We start from the raw sequence: 19,206 nt of genomic DNA, 5'->3' as shown, positions 1-19,206 counted from the left end.
ATGGTCGACACATGCGGGTTAAACGTAGTAGATAGGCCGTTTTTGTGGCAGCGTTCATGTGATGCGGCAAAGGGGCTGTCCCTTTGCCGCATTGCCTAGTCTAGGCGGACTGGGTCGTGGGGGTAGGCGTTGAGGATCTCGACGCCGGACTCGGTGACCAGGGCAAGGTCCTCGATGCGGACTCCGGTGCGGCCGGGGAGGTAGATGCCCGGCTCGATGGAGAACGTCATGCCCGGCTCTACGACCTGCTCGTTAACGAGCGAGACATCGCCCGGCTCGTGGTCCTGCAGGCCAATTGAGTGGCCCAAGCGATGCGTAAAGTACTTGCCGTAGCCCGCATCCTCAATTACGTCTCGCGCGGCGCGGTCCAGGTCGCACATGCGCACGCCCGGTGCGATGAGCGCCTCGGCGGCCTCGTTGGCGCGGCGCACGATGTCGTAGATGTCTGCGGTCTCCTCGTCCGGCTCGCCCCAAAAGAACGTGCGCGTCATGTCCGAGCAGTAATTGCGATGACGCCCGCCAATGTCGAACAGCACCACGTCGCCGCGCTTGAGTACCGTATCGTCGGGCTCGTGATGGGGGTCTCCGGCGTTGGCGCCAAAGCTCACGATGGGCGGAAAGCTAAAGCCCTCGCAGCCGTGCTTGCGATACAGGCCGAGCATCTGGTCGGCAATTTCGCGCTCGGTTACGCCTTCGTGTACGAGCTTAATGGCGTCGGCCATCACGGCGTCGTTGGCGGCCGAGGACGCGCGCATGAGCTCCTGCTCCGCGGCATCCTTGTGGGTGCGCGCGGCGGTGACGGCAAAGTCACCCAGGAAGAACTTGCTCGCGGCGTGTCGATCCATAAGGGGCATCAAAAAGCCGGAGCGCATAACGGTATCGATGCCGAGGGGCTTGGCAGAATTGACCTCGCGTGCGATGGCGTCGGTCACAACGTCGGTATCGGTGTGGTAGGCCACGCGGGCATTGTCGTACTCGGGCAGCTGATGCAGAGCGTTGACCAAGATCACCGGCTCGGCACCGCGCGCGAGCAGCACGCCGCAAAAACGCTCGAACATATCGGCATAAAAGCCGGTCAGATAGTAAATCGACCACGGGTCATTCACGAGCAGCTGCGCGCCGGGGTGCTGAGCCTCGAGCGCATCGAGCACGCGCGCCACACGCTGGTCATCGACATGTGCCATGAAACATCCTTTCGCTAGGGTGTCACCATGGTATCCCATGCCCGGCAGTTAGGGACGTTCCTTTTATGCCGGCACTTGGGGACACTCCTTGGCATGGCCAGCCTAGCGAACGTTTGGGAAAAAGTAGTCATAAGAGACCCGTCCCAAATGGGCTGGTTTCAAAAGTATGGCGGATTACGGGGCTGGGCCTGTATTACTTGACCATGGCAATAATCGCGAAATTAAAACCGCAGGTAGACGGCTTATCAAAAATCGAAAAATGTCGGTATGGATGGGAGTCTCCGAATCAGCCCCGTAATCCGGCATAGTTTTGAAATGGCACTAAAGTAGGCACAGGCTAAATACCAATTCCAAGGATAGTTGCGGTGGAATAGTTCCTGAATGCCGGGGTTTTGGCGGAAATCAGGAGCTATTTCATCGCAATTGAGGAGGGGCGGGGTGGACGGCGGGGTAGCTAAAAGAGCCCCGTCCCAAATGAGCTGCTTAGGCAGGGTCGATGTCCATGCTGGCGATGAGGTCGGTACCGGTGTCTAGGAGGTTGGGGAGGACTACATCGCTCATGCGGATGGGGGCTTTGACCTCTAGGCCGCGGATGAGGTCCATAGCTTGGGCGTGAAGCTCCAGCGGGATGGCTTCGGCCGTGCGCACGGGGAGAAGGGCTTCGTCGCCGCCGGAGACGGCCACGGTCGTTGTGAGCACGCGCATGGGGCAGGTGAGCTCTTGATGTGCGAACGTATCGCCGCGCGGGCAGTTGTTACCGGTTACGGAGCGCACTTCCACCACGGTGCCATTGGCGTCGTGCTCCACCTCTACGGTCAGGAGGCACTCGGATGGGCAGGTGGTGCAGTTGAACCGCAGCGTCTCGGTCACATTCGTACTCATGAGCTATGCCTCCTCAACGGGATCGACGGACAGGACGATTTCGCTGGCACCCAGGTCGAGTGCGCGTTGAATCACCTTAGCCGGCAGCGGGAAGCTTTCCATGACGCTCGGTTTAAACGCGCGGACTTTGCCCGCAAACACTTCTTCGCCGTTGGCCAAGATGCGTACTCGAGCGGTATCGACCGGCCGGCGTACGCGGAAGTTGAGCTTGGTGAGCGCCACAGCCGTAATGCGTCCCGGCAGCGCGTAGCCCGCAATGCCGGCAGGGGAGACCGTGAGCTCGCAGCTCGTGTCCGCGACCGCGTTCGTTTCGGCTCCGCCACCCAGCGCGTACGCCGCCGCGGCTGCACCGGCGCGCTCGGACTCGGTCGTCACGTTGTCGGCCAGGTCGTGCACGTGCAGCACGTTGCCACAGGCAAAGATGCCCGGCACGCCTGTCTGGAGGCTCTGGTCAACTACGGCGCCGCGCGTGCGTGGGTCAAGCTCCACGCCCGCGGCAACCGAAAGCTCGTTCTCGGGAATCAATCCCACCGAAAGCAGCAGCGTGTCGCACGGAACGATGCGCTCGGTCCCCGGAATGGGCGCCAGGCGCTCGTCGACTTGGCTCACCTCAACGGCTTCCACGCGGTCGTGCCCGATCACGCGTGTGACGGTGGTGGACAGGTGCAGTGGAATGTCAAAGTCGTCCAGGCAGTTCTTGACGTTGCGGCGCAGGCCGTTGGCGTACGGCATGAGCTCGTACACGCCCTCGACCGAAATCCCCTCGAGCGTGCAACGGCGTGCCATGATGAGCCCGATGTCGCCAGAGCCCAAAATGACGGCGCGCGAGCCGGGTTTGAGGTTTTCGATATTGATGTATCGCTGCGCCAGGCCGGCCGTAAACACGCCGGCGGGACGACTGCCGGGGATCTTGATCTCGCTGCGGGTGCGCTCGCGGCAACCCATGGCAAGGACGATCGCGCGCCCGGTGAGCTGCATCATGCCGGCGGGGCTCATGAGCGTGACGGTATGGACCGCGGCGTCTTCAGCAGGCTTGCCTGAATCAATCCCAATCACCATGCTGTTCAGGAACAGCGCAATGTCGGTTGCGTGCACCTGGTCGATAAAGCGCTGCGCGTACTCGGGACCGGTGAGCTCCTGTTTGAAGTGCGACAGGCCAAAGCCGGGGTGGATGCATTGGCGGAGGATGCCGCCCAGGTGCTGCTCGCGCTCCACGATGGCCACGCGCGCTCCGGCCTTATGCGCGGCCAGCGCGGCCGCCATGCCGGCGGGGCCGCCGCCGATAACGACCACGTCGAAGGCTTGCTTTGCCACGGCGCTCGCCTCCGCTCGTCCGTCGCGCTTATCAAACGTCGCCATCCTAGCGCACCCCCTTCAGCGGTCCCTCGACCAACCAAGATCCGGCATCCTCCAATAGCACCTCGCTGGGGTCGCAGCCCAGCTCGCGCGTCAGGATCGCCACCACGCGGCTCTGACAAAAACCGCTTTGGCACCGACCCATGCCGGCGCGGCAGCGGCGCTTGACGCCCTCGACCGAAATCGCGCCCGGACGGCGTCGGATCGCGGCCACAATCTCGGCCTCGGGCACCGTTTCGCAGCGGCAGACGATCTGTCCCCACGCGGGATCGGACTCGATCAACTCCTCCTTGCGCGCCAGCGGTGCGCGGTCAAAGTCGTCCGGCGCGCGGCGAATTGGGTTCCAGTCCGCCCGCTCGTGCAGCTTCACGCCCGCCTCACGCATCACAAGCTCCATGCGCTCGGCAATGGCCGGCGCGCTTGCCACACCCGGCGACTGAATGCCCGCCGCCTGGAAAAGCCCCGGCACCACGGCCGACTGTCCAATAAAGAAGTCGTTCGTTCCCTGAATGACCGGACGCCCGCCGGCAAATGCGCGCACCACGCGGCGCGTATCCAGATCGGGCACCAGCTTGCGCGCGCCGGTCAGCAGCGCGTTTACATCGCTTGCATAGGTCTGCGTGTCGCCCGGCTCGCGCACAGCGGCCGTGGCGGTGATCACGGTGTTGCCATGCACGGTGCCCGTCACGATAACGCCCTTCGACACCGGCGTCGGCACGGGGTAGAGCGGCATGAGCGTGCGCGGCTCCTTGTCCAGCACCACGATGTTGCCCTGGCGCCAGACCATCTGGAACTTCTCGGCGCCCGCCATATGCGAGAGGTGCGCGGCGCCGTTGCCTGCGGCGTTGATTAGATAGCGACAGCGCACGTCGCCGGCGGGCGTCGCCAACGTAAAGCGCGCGTCGTCGCCCGAGTCCGCGACTTCAATCGCTTCCACCGGCGCTGACCGCATAAACGTCACCCCGTTGGCCACGGCGTTCTCCAGCGCGGCGATGGCAACCTCAAACGGGTCGACGTAACCGGTCGAAGGGCACCACAGCGCGCACGTCGCCTCGGCACTGGCGCGCGGCTCTAATTCGTGGATGCGGTCGGGTCCGATGATCGACAGCTCGGGCACGCCGTTGACCAGGCCATTCTGGCGTAGCTTCTCCAGGTGCGCGCGGTCCTCGTCGTTAAAGCCCAGCACCATGGATCCGGTGCGGCAAAACAAAAAGCCCAGCTCCTGGGCCCACGTGCCATACAGCTCGCAGCCGCGGGCGTTGACCTGAGCCTTTACCGTGCCCGGCGCCGGAACGTAGCCTGCGTGCACCAGGCCGCCGTTGGCTTTCGACGCGCCCAGGGCGACGTCGTTGGCCGCCTCGACCACGCAAATAGACAGGTCATAGCGCGCGAGCTGCCGCGTGATGGCGCATCCGGTGATGCCCGCGCCGACAATCGCGATATCAAACGTTTCTGTCACAGTGCCTCCCAGACAAGTTGACAGGATGTCAATAAGACTATCCTACGGTGTGTGCACATCCAGTGCGGCGGCAATGCGGCGAACAGCCCCGCAACACCCGCCAACGGCAGACGAGGGGAGACCCGGCACGGATGTCGACCTCTTTAGACCGCGAGTTCTTCCCGCTCAACCTCGCGGTCTATGCCGTTGTCTGTTACAGATCGAGACGTTAGCCCGTCGGGTTATTCGTATGTCTCGATCTGTAACAGCTGGCAGGGTTTTTGGGTCCTTTTTGTTACAGGTTGAGACAATCTTTCCGACGGATTCTGGTTGTCTCGATCTGTAACAGTAAGAACTGTTTTTGGGTTCTAGATGTTACGGATCGAGATCTAAGTCGAGGAGAGAGTAGTTTGTCTAAATCTGTAACATCTGGGACTGTTTTTGCCGGGTAACTGTTACAGATTGAGACATTCGGTTCGGACGGTTTTCTACGTCTTGATTTGTAACAGTAAGAGGGGTTTTGGGACCCTAGATGTTACTGATCGAGATTGAAGTCGGGGAGGGACCCCTGTGTCTGAATCTGTAACATCTAGACCCGGATTCCGCTCCCATCTGTTACAGATTGAGATGTTTGTGTCCGCACCAGCCCCGCCCCTAGCCGTGGTCCCATATAAACAAACCCCGTGGTAAACTTGACCATACTGTAAATATTCCGAAAGGTACCCGTAATGTCCAAGTACATCTCCGAGCTCATGTCGCCGCAGCTTATGGGCGTCGTCTATGCCTTCGTTGGCTTTATCATCGCCCTGTATGTGCTGTCGGTCGTCTATGTGTTCATCGACGCTCGCCGCCGCGGCGCCAGCGCCTACGTGGCATGGGGCATCATCGCCCTCATCCCGTTTGTAGGCCTCATTGCCTACCTGGTCCTGCGCCCGCACTCCTACGCGTCCGACCGCGAGGAGCAGGAGCTGGACATGGCCCTGCGCGAGCGCCAGCTTGCCCAGTACGGCACCTGCCCGCAGTGCGGCGCGCCCATCGAGAAGGACTTCGTCGTCTGCCCGGTGTGCGATACCCAGGTTCGCAATGTGTGCCCCAGCTGCCATCGCCCGCTCGATGCGCACTGGAAGGTCTGCCCCTACTGCCGAACTCGCATCCAGTAACGCATCCATCGCCGGGCCGGCCGCAAGCCACGGGCACCGCTCGTCCCGCGTAAGCCACACGCGCAACCCGCCCCACACGATGAAGCATGCGTAGAAAATCGCCCGCCGTGCCATTAAGGTGCGGCGGGCGCTTGTATACCAAGGCAACCTGCCTATAATGATGCAAGTCAAAAATGCCGAGCGCATCGCACGCACTTGCACCAGGCATCCGAGAGGAGAAAACATACCCATGAAGGCACTCTACAATGACGGTTCGGTGGCCGAGCTCCCGCAGGACGAGGTCACGCACGTCATCCGCCACTCCGCCGCACACATCATGGCGCAGGCCATCAAGCGCTTGTACCCCCAGGCCGACTTTGCCTATGGCCCCGCGACCGACAACGGCTTCTACTACGACGTCGACCTGCCCGAGGGCGTCAAGATCAGCGAGGACGACTTCCCCGCGATCGAGGCCGAGATGAAGAAGATCGTCAAGGAGAACCTCAAGTTCTCCGTGTACGAGAAGCCCCGCGCCGAGGCCATCGCCCTTATGGAGGAGCGCGGCGAGAAGTACAAGGTCGAGCACATCGGCGACCTGGACGACGACGCCCGCATCACCTTCTACCAGCAGGGCGACTACATCGACATGTGCGTCGGCCCCCACATCTGCTACACCAAGGCCCTCAAGGCCTTTAAGCTCACCGGCGTCTCGGGCGCTTACTGGAAGGGCGACAAGGACAACAAGATGCTCACCCGCATCAACGGCGTCGCCTTTGCCACCAAGGAAGAGCTCGACGAGCACATGCACATGCTGGAGGAGGCCAAGAAGCGCGACCACCGCAAGATCGGCCGCGAGATGGACCTCTTTATGATGCGCGACGAGGCCCCCGGCTTCCCGTTCTTCCTGCCTAACGGCATGATCCTTAAGAATACGCTGCTGGACTACTGGCGCGAGATTCACCACAAGGCCGGCTACGTGGAAATCTCCACGCCGCTCATCATGAACAAGCAGCTGTGGAAGACCTCGGGTCACTGGGACCACTACAAGGACAACATGTACTCCACCGTCATCGACGACGAGGAGTACTGCATTAAGCCCATGAACTGCCCGGGCGGCGTGCTGGTGTACGCCTCCAAGCCGCACTCCTACCGCGAGCTGCCCATTCGCGCCGGCGAGATTGGCCTGGTGCACCGCCACGAGCTGCGCGGCGCCCTGCACGGCCTGTTCCGCGTGCGTTGCTTTAACCAGGACGATGCCCACCTGTTTGTTCGTCCCGACCAGCTGACCGACGAGATCGTGGGCGTTGTCAACCTCATCGACTCCGTGTACCAGAAGTTTGGCTTTAAGTACCACGTCGAGCTTTCCACCCGCCCCGAGGACTCCATGGGTTCGGACGAGGATTGGGCACGCGCCGAGGAGGGCCTGCGCACCGCTCTGGAGAAGCTGGGCATGGACTACGAGGTCAACGAGGGCGACGGCGCCTTCTACGGCCCCAAGATCGACTTCCACCTGGAGGACTCGCTCGGCCGTACCTGGCAGTGCGGTACCGTGCAGCTCGACTTCCAGATGCCGCTCAACTTTGACCTGGAGTACGTGGACGCCGACGGCACCAAGAAGCGCCCCATCATGCTGCACCGCGTGTGCTTTGGCTCCATCGAGCGCTTCATTGGTATTCTAATTGAGCACTTTGCGGGCAAGTTCCCCACCTGGCTGGCCCCCGTGCAGGTCAAGGCGCTGCCTGTCTCCGAGAAGAGCCGCGACTACGCCCACGAGGTGTGCTCCAAGCTGGAGGAGGCCGGTATTCGCGTGGTCTGCGACGACCGCGACGAGAAGATCGGCTACAAGATCCGCGAGGCCCGCAGCATCGACCGCGTGCCCTACATGCTCATCCTGGGCGAGAAGGAGGTCGAGGCCGGCAACATCTCCGTCCGCGATCGCTCCAACGAGACCGTTCAGATGGGCGTTGATGAGTTTGTTGCCAAGGTGACCGAGGAGATTAAGACCCGCGCTTAAGGCAAGCTTCACAACAATTAATAAAGGCGACCGTCCACAAAGGGCGGTCGCCTTTTTTCATGCCCAAATAAGAAAAGCCGCTGGTTGAGCGGCTTTTTTTGTTGCACAAAAAGGTACAGGTTTTTATAGAGGGGTATGGAGATGTACCTACTAGCAGTACATTTTGCGTAATCTGGGCAAACGCTGATTAATTGCTCGTATAATGTCATCTGTCGAAAGATACAAAAACCTGTACTTTTGCGACTGCGCCTAGCTGCGAGCGAGAAGCCTGTTCTAAACGCCCCTGCATTTGCGTACATCGCAAAGCCAAAAGAGGGGGGCGAGAACATGGAACAGACGGCACGGCGCCAAGAGCAGCTGCCGGGCGCTTTTAACGGCGCCACCACCAACAGCCAGCACGGCCGCGTCCGCTGGTATCTGGTCCACACCCCCAACGGAAAAGAGCGCGAGACCTGCGAAAAGGTCCGCCGCATTATCCCGCACAACCTGATGCAGGACGCTTTTGTGATGCAAAAGGAGTTCTGGTTTAAGCGGGGCGGCGCCTGGTCGCTCCAAACCAAACCTATGTACAAGGAATATTTCTTCGTTGCCACGCACGATGCAGCCGCGCTCGATAGGGCTTTGGCCCAGTTGAGCTTTGGCTGTCGCATCGCTGGTAGCAGGGAGCGGGCGTACATGCCCATGCCGGATGACGCGCAGGACTGGTACCGCAGCGTGCTGGACGACGACGGCGTGGTGCGCAATAGCATTGCGCGCATAGAAGGCGGCGTACTGCACATAGAACAGGGTCCCTTGGTGGGGCAAGAGGCCCGAGTTAAAAAGATTGACCGTCATAAGCGCTGGTGCCTGGTGGACGTAGGCGAAGGCGACTCCGCATTTAGGGAGCTGCTTGCGCTCGACGTCCCCTGCAAAACGTAAGGGAGACGTTGCGCCGGCAATTCATTTGGTTTTTGATTCATAGATGGGGGGGGGTTCCTGGGGACAGGAACGTGAGTTTTATTGTGGCTGCTAAAGAAGTAATAGAGAGTTGTGTATCTGTGGGGGACGCGCTGGCTCTTAAAGAGATTAAGCCGAGCGGTACGCTTGGTTACCGTTTTATTAAGAGGCTGTTCGACCTGGTGTTTAGTCTTTTGATGAGCGTACTGCTGCTTATCCCTGTCGCTATTGTGTGCGCACTCATTAGCCTTGAATCGCCCGGCAGCCCAATGTATACACAGGAGCGTGTTGGCAAGGGCGGAAAGACAATCAAGATTCTTAAGCTTCGTAGCATGGTCGCCGACGCAAACGACGTGCGTAAGTACCTGAGCCCTGAGCAGCTTCATCAATGGGAAGTCGAGCGCAAGGTCGACGATGATCCCCGCATTACTAGGGTTGGTCAATTTATTCGTAAGTGCTCCATTGACGAGATGCCGCAGTTCCTCAATGTACTGAACGGCGACCTATCCGTCATTGGACCGCGTCCCATTACAAGGGATGAGCTTGAACAGCATTTTTCCGACGAAGAAAAAGCTGAGCTGCTCTCTGTCCGGCCCGGCATTACTGGTCTGTGGCAGGCAACCGATCGTAACGAGGCAACCTTTGAGAGCGGCCTGCGTCAGAAGATTGAGCTTCGCTATGTCCAAAACCGTTGTTTTGCTATGGATTGGAAGTGCTTTACTGGTACCTTCGGGGCTATGTTTGGTAAGAAGAGAACGGGACGATAGATGCCGACAAACCTTACTTCTTCCTACAGTGTGTTGATGAGCATTTACAAAAAAGAAAATCCTGCCTATTTAGTTCAAGCTTTAGACAGTATGTTGAACCAAACGGTCTCTCCTGCCGAGATTGTCATGGTCAAGGATGGTCCCCTCACGCAAGAGCTTGAAGACGTGCTCCAAAATTATGACTCCCTTTATCCCGGACTGTTCAATTTTGTTTCGTATGACAAAAACCATGGGCTTGGCTACGCGCTGCGACAAGGCGTGGTTGCTTGCTCTAACGAAATTGTTGCTCGTATGGACACTGATGATATTGCTCGTCCAGATCGTATGGAGAAACAGCTTGCCGCTATTGATAGCGGGCTCGATATGGTCGGAAGCGATGTTATCGAATTCGTCACGTCTCCCAATGAACCTGTTGCGGCTACTGACCTTCCCAAGGGCATCGATGCTATACGTTCTTATTCCAAAAGGCGAAATCCCTTTCGTCACCCTCCCATGACGTTTAGAAAATCGAAAGTTATGGAGGCTGGTAACTACAGTTCCGACTTTCTCTACTTTGAGGATTGGGACCTTTTTAACAGGATGCTCGCATGTGGCTGCAAGGCGGATAACCTGAGTGAACCGCTTGTTGCGATGCGCGTTAGTGAGGATTTCTATGCTCGCAGGGGCGGCTCGCAGTATCTTAAGTACGCTAAAGCATTTAAGCAGGCTCAAGTTGAGCGTGGCTATTTCACAAAACGTGATTATTTCTGTTCTTATTTGCCGCATGCCGCCGTCTGTCTGATGCCAAATTCCGTTAGAGCGTTGATATATCGTTATTTTCTCAGGAGGTCCTAGATATATGGCTTCTGATATTGATAAGCCTCTGGTTAGTGTCATTGTCCCCATGTACAACGTGGGTATGTTCGCGCTTCCTTGCGTAAACTCATTGCTTGGTCAGACTTATTCGAATATTGAATATATTATCGTAGATGATGGATGTACTGATAATACTATCGACCTTATTGAAGATGCCGTTGGGTCAGACACGCGATTTAAGATTTTGCATAAGGAGAACGGTGGTCTTTCTTCTGCGCGTAACTTTGGTACTCAAAGGTGCCACGGTGATTATGTCATGTATGTTGATGGGGACGATTTGATCGATTCGCGAACTGTTGAGTTGATGGTCGAAGCGGCTGACAAGTATCAAGTTCCGCTCGTTATCGGCTCCTTTGCGAAGACGCCTGTCCTTGATAACTATAAGATAGGTCAGAATGTAGAATTCCATGTTGAATCTGGAATTGAGCATTTTCGAAAACTTCTTTTATTAACCGGTGAGAGTGGTTCTGCTTGCGGAAAGCTCTTTGAACGATCTCTTATTAGCGACCTTGTCTTTCCTGAGGGGCAGCTCTTCGAAGACATGGGCGTAATTGCTAACATTTGTTCCAAAATTCAAAAGGTCGCATTCTCTGATGCGTGCTTCTATGCATACGTGACGAGACCTGGCTCAATTACGACGCTCAAGAACCAGGGTTCTAAGCATGCTAAAGACATGGACACGGCTATTGAGACCGTTCGACAATTTACCGAGCCTGAATTTCAGGGCGAGTTTGAGTGCTTCCAGTCATTTTGTACGCTCCGCGTTGCAATGAGGGTTGATCCGGACGGATTTGATGATAAGGCTGAAGCCCAGAATTATTTGAGGAATGCTCGAGGGCTTGCTTGGAGGGCATCGAAGAACCCATATGCTTGTTCAATATGGAGACTGCGCTGTGCTCTCTTTTCTATCTCTCCTAGGGTTCATAACGCTTTCTATGCGTTATATGCCGCAATTTCTGGTAAGGCAATCGGGTAACTCCTATAATTAAAGGTTGATAAGATGATTTTCTCAACTAGCGCGCATTTGTTTAACGTTACTGAATGCCACGGCGGCTTTTTGTATAGCATCTATTTTCAAGATGGTTTTAACTGTTATGTTGGTGTTTTCGACACGGTTTCGACCGGAGGAAAATCAACAGTTTACAAACGATATACAAAGCAGGTGTAGAGATGCCAATCTACTTCATTGCCTTTGTGTCCCATATTGCATTGCTATATTTTTCGGTAAAGATAACTAATAAGCGCGTCAGTTTTCTTCTTGCGGTTATTTCGGTTCTCCCCCTTTGCTTGGTGGCGGGGCTGCGCGATGCATCTGTCGGTACCGATACCTCGGCATATCCCCTCAGGTGTTTTTACGCCTCGCAGTATTATTCGCTCACAGGTGCTATGGGTGCTTGCTCAGATCAAGAGCCGCTATTCGTGATTCTCTTCTGGATTCTGGGAAGACTGACTGGTGATTTCCACGCTGTTCTTTTTCTTTGTGAAGCCATCGTTCTCCTTCCCTATATTTTAGTTGTTAGAAAGTTATATCCTCGCGGGTATCCTATCGTAGGTTTCTTTCTTTGTTTCGTTGTGTTTGGTTATACGTTAAACATAATTAGGCAATGTATTGCTACTAGCATGCTCGTCATGATGGTCTATGAGCTGTTCCGCGAGAAACGCGGCCCCGCTATTGTTTATTTGTTTCTTGCAGTTGGCTTTCACAAGATGTCTATCATGGGACTTTTTATTTGGATTATTTATATTTCATGCTTCAACCGCGGGCGCGAACGTTCGTATAAGACCGTTGCACTTCTTGCATGCGTTGGCGTTATCATTTTCACCATTTGCGTGATTATGATTGGCCCGGATGTAATGGAGCTCGTATCTCTATTTACGTCGTCATATAGCTTTCAGATCAAACACGCTGGAATGGGCTCATTTAATACCACAATGCTTATTTATTTTCTATTTTGCCTTGCTATATGGATGTTAGGCAGTAAGGGTTTGATCACGAGCTTCGATCGATGGACGCTTAATTTCTATACAAGCAGCGGCATAATTTCTTCCCTATTCGCTCAACTTGCGAGCATCAGTCCTGAGCTAATTCGACTGAGTTTCCCTTTTCTTTTCATTTCAGGTTTTGTTTACCCCTGTTTGTCTGAAAACCTTGGCAGAGAGCGGTTTCTAACTGGGGCTCTGGGTGTTTTATTTTTCGTGTTTTATTTTGTCATTACGTTTGTATATGGCGGCAGTTGCGATCTTTTTCCGTATTCGTCGGCACTATTAGGAGTTATTTATGCATGACGAAACGCCTGACATCAGTATTGTTGTACCGGTATATAACACCGAGCGTTTTCTCCCCGCTTGTCTGGAATCTATTGATATTCAAGGAACCGGCTCTTTTGAGGTGATTCTTGTGGATGATGGTTCCACCGATGGATCTCCTGAGATCTGCGATGCTTATTGCGACAAGCGCGAGAGAGCTTTCGTTATTCACAAGGACAACGAAGGTCTTCTCGCTGCACGACGAGACGGTCTTCGCGAGGCAAGTGGGCGTTATATTCTTTCGCTCGACTCCGATGACGCTCTTCTTGAAGGCTGCATTAAAAAGGTATGCGATGTAATTGCCTCGACTGGTGCTGATATCATTTCATTTGATTTCACTATGGGATTGATGCCTATAAAACCCTCGTTAAAAGTTGATATCTGTTCTGGTATGCATACGGGTGAATCATTTAATGCTGTTAAAAGCCTGTTGTGCGGATGCGATTTCAATAGTGTTTGGAATAAGGTCATTCGGAGAGATTTATTTGCCAGTGACGAGTGGTACTCGAAACGAGTTGGCCTTATGCACGGTGAGGATCTTTGCCAACTTCTTCCTGTTTTCGATGTTGCAAAGAGTTTATTTCACATTGACGAACCGCTTTACTACTATCGTCAGCATGACGCTAATAGTACGAAGCAGTTTAAAGAAGGTCAGATAACTGATTGGAGCTTTGTAAGCGATGAATTGATTCGCTATGCGAGTGAATGGTCGAGCGATTCAGTCAAAAATGCCAATAGGGGTATCTGTCGACACTATTGTGATCTTGATGAAGTTCTTTGGCATTGTGAAGTGGATAAAGAGGTGAAAAGACAATTTGATAAAACAATTAAAAGCGAGTATCAGAGGCGAATCAGCAATTGTCCGGACTATATTCATAGTCTTGTTTTGTCAAATTGCAGTATCGTTTCTTTTGCTGCTCGGCACATACTTAGCAGCTTTAAATGCCTCCGTCGTCTCTTTCTATAATGCAGGTCATTATTGCTTTTTACTAATATCTTTAGATGGAGCATTATTATTCTTGACCAAGCCTGTCCTTAGCTTTCGACTAATTGGCGAGCGTTTACGATTGAACCGACATAGAGGATTTGGTTCTGTCGTGCGGTGTATTCATTCCTAGGGCTTTAGTTATTTCGGTTGATGCTTAGAAGCTGGTCTTTGCACTTTTTTCAAAGAAGATCTTCAACGTCCCCATGTTCTGGGTGAGGCCATAGACGCTTACGTTTGTGATTTATTGTTTGTAGCCTATTCCTCTATGGGGTGCTGTCTGCGATTGGTCTTGTTGATTGCATGATAGGGCATCATGACTAAAATGTCCGAATCGATGGAAGCGCATCTTTATTCGACTTTGAAGATGGGAGGAGTCAATTGTTGAAGATTCTTAATTCAATTAAGAAAGTTATAAAACTTTTACTTTCCAGCCCTATTTATGATGGTTTACTCAGGTTAAGTCGTCGTTCCGATGCTATAACCTATGCGTCTAAGGCGAAGCTGAGTATGGTTTCCCAGAGACCGTCCAATATGTTCATGCCGATTATTTTTAAGGAAAGCGTATCTTACGACATTTCTATTATTGTGCCTGTGTATAACGTTGAGAAATACCTCAAACCCTGCCTAGACTCCATTGTGACTCAGGAGTTTTCTGGCAAGTTTGAGGTTATTATTGTCGATGATGGGTCTAAAGACGATTCTGGTGCTATAGCCGATTCGTATGGATTAATGCCCAATGTTCTTGTAATTCACCAGGTAAACGGCGGTCTTTCCGCAGCGCGCAATGCGGGTCTTAGGGTTTCTCGCGGTAAGTACATCATGTTCGTGGATTCTGATGACATGATCGGGCCAGGGTATCTTGAGGCTATGTGGAGCAGGCTCGTTCAAACATCTGCGGATTTCGTTACATCGACTTTTAGATATATGTCTGATGATGGTTTGGTTGGCGAGATAGAGAACGATAGAGCTAGTTGGATGGTGCCGTGGGGCAGACTATATCGTCGTGAAGTCTGGAATCGACTAGGTTTTCCCGTAGGCGCATGGTATGAAGATCTGATTCATCCGTTATGGATTGATTCTTTCTTCAAGGATGAGCCTTGTTATGATTTGAGCGGCTATTATTACCGAATCCGTCCTGGATCCATTATGCAGTCTACCCCTACTAATGTTAAGGGCCTTGATTCGTATTGGGTTCTCGATGAATTGATTTCTTATCGTTCGGAGCTTGGAATTTCTTGGTCTCAGGAAGACTTCGATCGTATTCTTCCTCTGTTCGGGCCGCTTTTGCTTGGGAGAACCGTTGCCTTGGACAACAGCGCGCGTAAAACAATGTTTGCTTGTTGTTGCGACACGTTTAATTCAATTGATGATTTTAAGACGAAGAACACATCGTTAAACGGCAGATGGAGGGATATCGAGAGATCTCTTCGTTCTTCGGATTATAACCGTTATCTTCTCGCTTCTCTTGCCCTTGCGGCGCAGGGGGGTTCTGGGCTTAGTGTTTCAGATGCAATTAATATTTGGGTGAACAGGAACAGATAAATAATGAAAATTGGAACGATTACTTTTCACGGCGCATTGAACTTCGGGTCTGCGCTTCAGTCTCATGCGCTTCAAGTGGTTTTGGAAAATATGGGACATGAAGTGCAAATTATCGACTACCGTTCTCACGATTATGAACAGTATAAGCTGCTTCAGCTCCGACATCCAAAGGCTACGCTGCGAACATTGCGCTGTTTAAATAGGTATTTGTCAAGAAAGACTGCATTCGAGGATTTTTCAAATAAATATTTCGGCATGACGAAGAAGTCTTATCGTTGGCAAAATGAAGAGGAGATGTGCGAGCTTGCAGATCAGTTTGATTGCTTTATTTGTGGTAGCGATCAAATTTGGAATCTCGATTGTACACAAGGTGTTGTTGGCCCCTATTTCCTTTCATTCGCTGGAGATAGACGTCGAGTCGCTTACGCTCCCAGTCTTGCGCACACTTACTTTAGACCTGAGAATTTTGATGAACAGCTTGTATCCGAGTTGCTCTCAAGGTTTGATTTCCTGTCTGTTCGCGAGGAGGAGACGGTTCCGTTATTTCAGCCCCTTGTCGATGCGCCTATAGATGTTGTCTTAGATCCCACACTTTTGTTGGATTCTGACGACTACGCAGATATGGCATCTAAAGATGTTTTGCAGGGTGAATATATATTTATGTATCTACTACGCGAGTGCCCCGAACTTATTGAGAGCACCGTCGCGATGACGGAAGCAACGGGCATGAAGGTTGCTTACATATCTGATAAAAACCTAGATATCCCAAATTCTATTAACCTGTTTGGTGTTGGCCCTGAGGAGTTCGTCTCGCTTATTGCGCACGCAAGCCTTATTCTTACCAATTCCTTTCATGCAACTGTATTCTCAGTTCTCTTTCATAGGCCCTTCCGCGTATATGCGACTGATAAGTCTGGTGCGCGTATGCGCGACTTGCTGAGTAATATCGGGCTGTCTGACCGTTGCGTCGATGTTATGTGCGCCGACGATATTGCCCCTTGTGAGTGGAGTGACGTGGACTCTCGCCTGGATTCTCTGCGGGAGCATTCCTGTGCTTATCTTAGAAAGGCGCTTTCGTAATGGGGGAGACGCGTCGGCTTATTAAGAACACTGGCATTATTGCGGTGGGCGGAATGGCAACCAAGCTTGTTTCGTTTCTTTTGCTGCCGCTCTATACCTCAGTTCTTTCCACTGGCGACTATGGTACCGTCGACTACATCAACACTATCGCCCTGTTCTGCGTTCCTGCTGTCTCCCTACTTATGGATGAAGCACTGTTTCGGTTCCTCATCGATTGTCGCACCGATGGTGATCGGTCTAAGGCCGTGACCGCGTCTTGCGCTGTTCTTCTTGCTGGCTGCGCGTGCTTTGCGGTCTTGGCGATTCTGGTCTGGTTGCTATTTATGCCAGAAAATCTTGGCTGGGTCGTTGGCCTTGTTGTCGCTGGCGCGCTTCTGCAGATGGCTTCTGCGGTCTTACGTGGTTTCGGGGATACCGTGGGTTACTCCGTCATGAATTTCACTGCGAGCGCTCTTACCATCGTGCTAAACGTTCTGTTTATCGCTGTTCTGCGTTGGGGCGTTGTGGGCATGCTTTCCGCCACGGTTATTGCGCAGGGCGGCGTTGCCCTCGTGTTCATGGTCATGCGGAAGCTCTGGCGCTATATCGATCCGTCGGCTTTCTCCATTTCCTATGCTCGAGACCTCCTGCGGTATTCCTTTCCGCTCATTCCCAACAAGGTTTCCTGGACTATTAACAACCTGCTAGACAGGCTGATTATCATGAATACGCTCGGTGCTTCTGCCGCCGGCGTGTACGCCGTCTCTTACAAGTTCCCCGGTGTCATGGACCAGGTGTATGGCTTCTTCTATCAATCTTGGAAGGAGAGCTCGGCGCGCGTCCTCAACTCCGATGAGGACGAGTCGACTTTCTATAACTCTGTGTATCGTGCGCTAAGGCGTTTCATGATGAGCGTCGTTCTGCTTATGTCTGCGCTTATGCCCCTCGTGTACGGCATCCTGATTAAGGGTTCATTCGGTGAGGGCCTGCTGTATGTGCCGATATTGCTCCTGGCGACGTACTTCAGCAACATCTCCGGCTTTTACGGTGGCATCTTTACCGCACATAAGGAAACCGGAATTATGGGTACTACCACTGCGGTGTCTGCAGCCCTTTGCGCCGTTCTGTGTGTTGTGTTGATTCCGCACTTCGGTCTTTATGGTGCATCTGTTGCAACGCTCTTGGCGATGATCGTGGTTAATGAGTACCGCAGAATTAAGGTCGCTAAGTTTACGAAGCTTGTCGAAGACCGGGTTGAGCAGGTTTTAACTTTAGTTTCAATTGTCGGCGTATTCGTTTTCTATTATCTGTCCGCTTACGGTGCGGGCATCTTAAGCTCGATCGCCTGCCTGGCAATTGCGCTGGCTTTTTCCGTTTATATGAACGCCGATATTCTGCGCAAGTTCATTTCGGCTTGCAAATAGGGGGATAACTGCATGTCTACCGTGAAAAGGGGCGAAGTTCCCACACTGTTTGAGTCACCGTTGCATTGCTGCGGATGCGGGGCGTGTGCCGCCGCTTGCCCGAAAGGCGCCATCGCCATGTCCGAGGGCAAGGACGGGTTCATTCTTCCTGTAATTGACGGCGATCTATGTATCGGTTGCGGCGCCTGCACGAGGGCGTGCGGCCTCAACCGGGGGATAGGCTCCAATTCCGCTGGACCGTTCTTTGCCGCTGCCGGTAGGGATGATGTCTCGGAGTCCGCTTCTGGCGGAGTCTTCGGTGCCGTTGCGCGTGAGCTTATTTCTTCTGGCGGCGTCGCATATGGTGCTGCTTATGAGCGTGAGGGGAATACGCTTCGAGTGTTGCACCGTCGTGCGGCGAGCGTTGATGAGCTTCGCCCGCTTCTTAATTCAAAATACGTGCAGAGCGATGCTAGAGTTTGCTTTGCCGATGTTAAGGCGGATCTTCGTGAGGGCAGGCAGGTCCTGTTCTGCGGAACACCCTGCCAAGTCGCCGGCCTTAGGGGCTTTCTCGGACGCGATTATGGGAACCTGACAACCGTTGACCTGGTCTGCCACGGCGTCCCTTCCGGCCGCATGTTCGCGGACTGCGTTGAGGGCTATGGCAAACAGCTTGGGTCTCCCGTGGTTGATTTCCGGTTTAGGTGCAAGCGCGAGGGGTGGGGCAACTCTCTCCTTCTTTTTCTTCTTCTTGAGAACGGAAGAGAGGTCACCATTCCTGCGTCGAAATCCCCCTACTACGACATGTTCTTGAACCTCAAGACGCTTCGCGACAGCTGCTATAGGTGCCCCTATGCAGGGAAATTTCGCGCCGGCGATCTTACTATCGGCGATTTTTGGGGCGTCGATGTAAACAGGCCCGACGTCCTGAAGGATGCCGAGAAGTTCAATCAGATGAAGGGCGTTTCCTGCCTGCTGGTGAATAACGAACGCGGCAGGGAGTTTATTGAATCCAGCAACGCTCTGGACTTGTACCCTGTCGAATTTGACGATATCGCTAAGGGTAACGATCAGCTCCGCCACCCGAGCGCTCTTCCAAAAGACAGACAGCTCTATATTGACGCATTTGTCGAAGGTGGTTGGCATTCCGTTGAGTGTATGTATAAAAGGCGAGAGCGTGGAATAATTTTCTATACCAAGAAATTAGTAAGAAGGCTTCTCCCTGAATCATGTCGGGAGATTGTCAAAATGTATTTAAAGGGTCTTGCAGGCTAGGTAAGGACCCATGCCTGGGCGGGCCCCCCGTTGGGCTCGTAGAGCCATACCGTGTTGCCCT

Annotated in this window: 16 protein-coding genes; 12 read left to right on the top strand and 4 right to left on the bottom strand. The window is 53.7% G+C overall.

The features are described from left to right. Positions 1-95 precede the first annotated feature (95 nt). The 4 genes from DW195_RS06070 to DW195_RS06055 form a co-directional block, all read right to left on the bottom strand. Positions 96-1,184 (bottom strand): Xaa-Pro peptidase family protein, encoded by a 1,089-nt coding sequence (locus DW195_RS06070; protein ID WP_118206164.1) that lies wholly within the window; start codon positions 1,182-1,184, stop codon positions 96-98. Between the two features lie 483 nt (positions 1,185-1,667). Then, complete coding sequence (locus tag DW195_RS06065; RefSeq protein ID WP_118206163.1) at positions 1,668-2,066, bottom strand: DUF1667 domain-containing protein; 399 nt, start codon at positions 2,064-2,066, stop codon at positions 1,668-1,670. A gap of 3 nt (positions 2,067-2,069) precedes the next feature. Then, on the bottom strand, positions 2,070-3,425 hold the full coding sequence (locus DW195_RS06060; RefSeq protein WP_199576321.1) for an NAD(P)/FAD-dependent oxidoreductase: 1,356 nt from the start codon (positions 3,423-3,425) through the stop codon (positions 2,070-2,072). A gap of 1 nt (position 3,426) precedes the next feature. Next, a complete protein-coding gene (locus DW195_RS06055; protein WP_118206162.1) occupies positions 3,427-4,881 on the bottom strand; it encodes an NAD(P)/FAD-dependent oxidoreductase in 1,455 nt (484 codons plus the stop codon). Between the two features lie 707 nt (positions 4,882-5,588). Between DW195_RS06055 and DW195_RS06050 the strand changes: the two genes are divergently transcribed. From DW195_RS06050 to DW195_RS05995, 12 genes are all read left to right on the top strand, one after another. Beyond that, positions 5,589-6,020 (top strand): zinc ribbon domain-containing protein, encoded by a 432-nt coding sequence (locus tag DW195_RS06050; RefSeq protein WP_055251579.1) that lies wholly within the window; start codon positions 5,589-5,591, stop codon positions 6,018-6,020. Between the two features lie 229 nt (positions 6,021-6,249). Further along, complete coding sequence (gene thrS, locus DW195_RS06045; RefSeq protein ID WP_118206161.1) at positions 6,250-8,013, top strand: threonine--tRNA ligase; 1,764 nt, start codon at positions 6,250-6,252, stop codon at positions 8,011-8,013. 327 nt (positions 8,014-8,340) lie between these two features. Then, a complete protein-coding gene (locus tag DW195_RS06040; RefSeq protein WP_118206160.1) occupies positions 8,341-8,931 on the top strand; it encodes a hypothetical protein in 591 nt (196 codons plus the stop codon). Positions 8,932-9,002: 71 nt separating this feature from the next. Further along, the gene (locus DW195_RS06035; protein ID WP_199576320.1) at positions 9,003-9,716 is read left to right on the top strand and encodes a sugar transferase; all 714 of its coding nucleotides are present in this window, start codon (positions 9,003-9,005) and stop codon (positions 9,714-9,716) included. Further along, complete coding sequence (locus DW195_RS06030) at positions 9,717-10,550, top strand: glycosyltransferase (protein WP_117798191.1); 834 nt, start codon at positions 9,717-9,719, stop codon at positions 10,548-10,550. 4 nt (positions 10,551-10,554) lie between these two features. Next, positions 10,555-11,547, top strand: a complete 993-nt coding sequence (locus DW195_RS06025; protein WP_118206159.1) for a glycosyltransferase family 2 protein — start codon at positions 10,555-10,557, stop codon at positions 11,545-11,547. 194 nt (positions 11,548-11,741) lie between these two features. Beyond that, complete coding sequence (locus DW195_RS06020; protein WP_118206158.1) at positions 11,742-12,857, top strand: EpsG family protein; 1,116 nt, start codon at positions 11,742-11,744, stop codon at positions 12,855-12,857. Next, entirely contained in the window at positions 12,850-13,845 is a 996-nt protein-coding gene (locus DW195_RS06015) for a glycosyltransferase family 2 protein (protein ID WP_118206157.1), read from the top strand. The genes DW195_RS06020 and DW195_RS06015 overlap by 8 nt, the downstream gene beginning before the upstream one ends. Before the next feature lie 402 nt (positions 13,846-14,247). Then, positions 14,248-15,408 carry a glycosyltransferase gene (locus DW195_RS06010; protein WP_147356493.1) on the top strand — a complete coding sequence of 387 codons (1,161 nt, stop codon included), beginning with the start codon at positions 14,248-14,250 and terminating at the stop codon, positions 15,406-15,408. A 3-nt stretch (positions 15,409-15,411) separates the two neighbouring features. Next, positions 15,412-16,488 (top strand): polysaccharide pyruvyl transferase family protein, encoded by a 1,077-nt coding sequence (locus tag DW195_RS06005; RefSeq protein WP_118206155.1) that lies wholly within the window; start codon positions 15,412-15,414, stop codon positions 16,486-16,488. Next, a complete protein-coding gene (locus DW195_RS06000) occupies positions 16,488-17,891 on the top strand; it encodes a lipopolysaccharide biosynthesis protein (RefSeq protein ID WP_118206154.1) in 1,404 nt (467 codons plus the stop codon). The genes DW195_RS06005 and DW195_RS06000 overlap by 1 nt, the downstream gene beginning before the upstream one ends. 12 nt (positions 17,892-17,903) lie before the next feature. Next, positions 17,904-19,145: a Coenzyme F420 hydrogenase/dehydrogenase, beta subunit C-terminal domain gene (locus tag DW195_RS05995; RefSeq protein ID WP_118206153.1), complete on the top strand. Its 1,242-nt coding sequence runs from the start codon at positions 17,904-17,906 to the stop codon at positions 19,143-19,145. The last annotated feature ends 61 nt before the right edge of the window (positions 19,146-19,206 follow it).

Origin of the sequence: Collinsella sp. AM17-1, from assembly GCF_003470665.1 — a bacterium.
In the GTDB taxonomy this organism is placed as follows: Bacteria; Actinomycetota; Coriobacteriia; order Coriobacteriales; family Coriobacteriaceae; genus Collinsella.
This window is presented reverse-complemented; position numbering and strand designations above follow the sequence as displayed.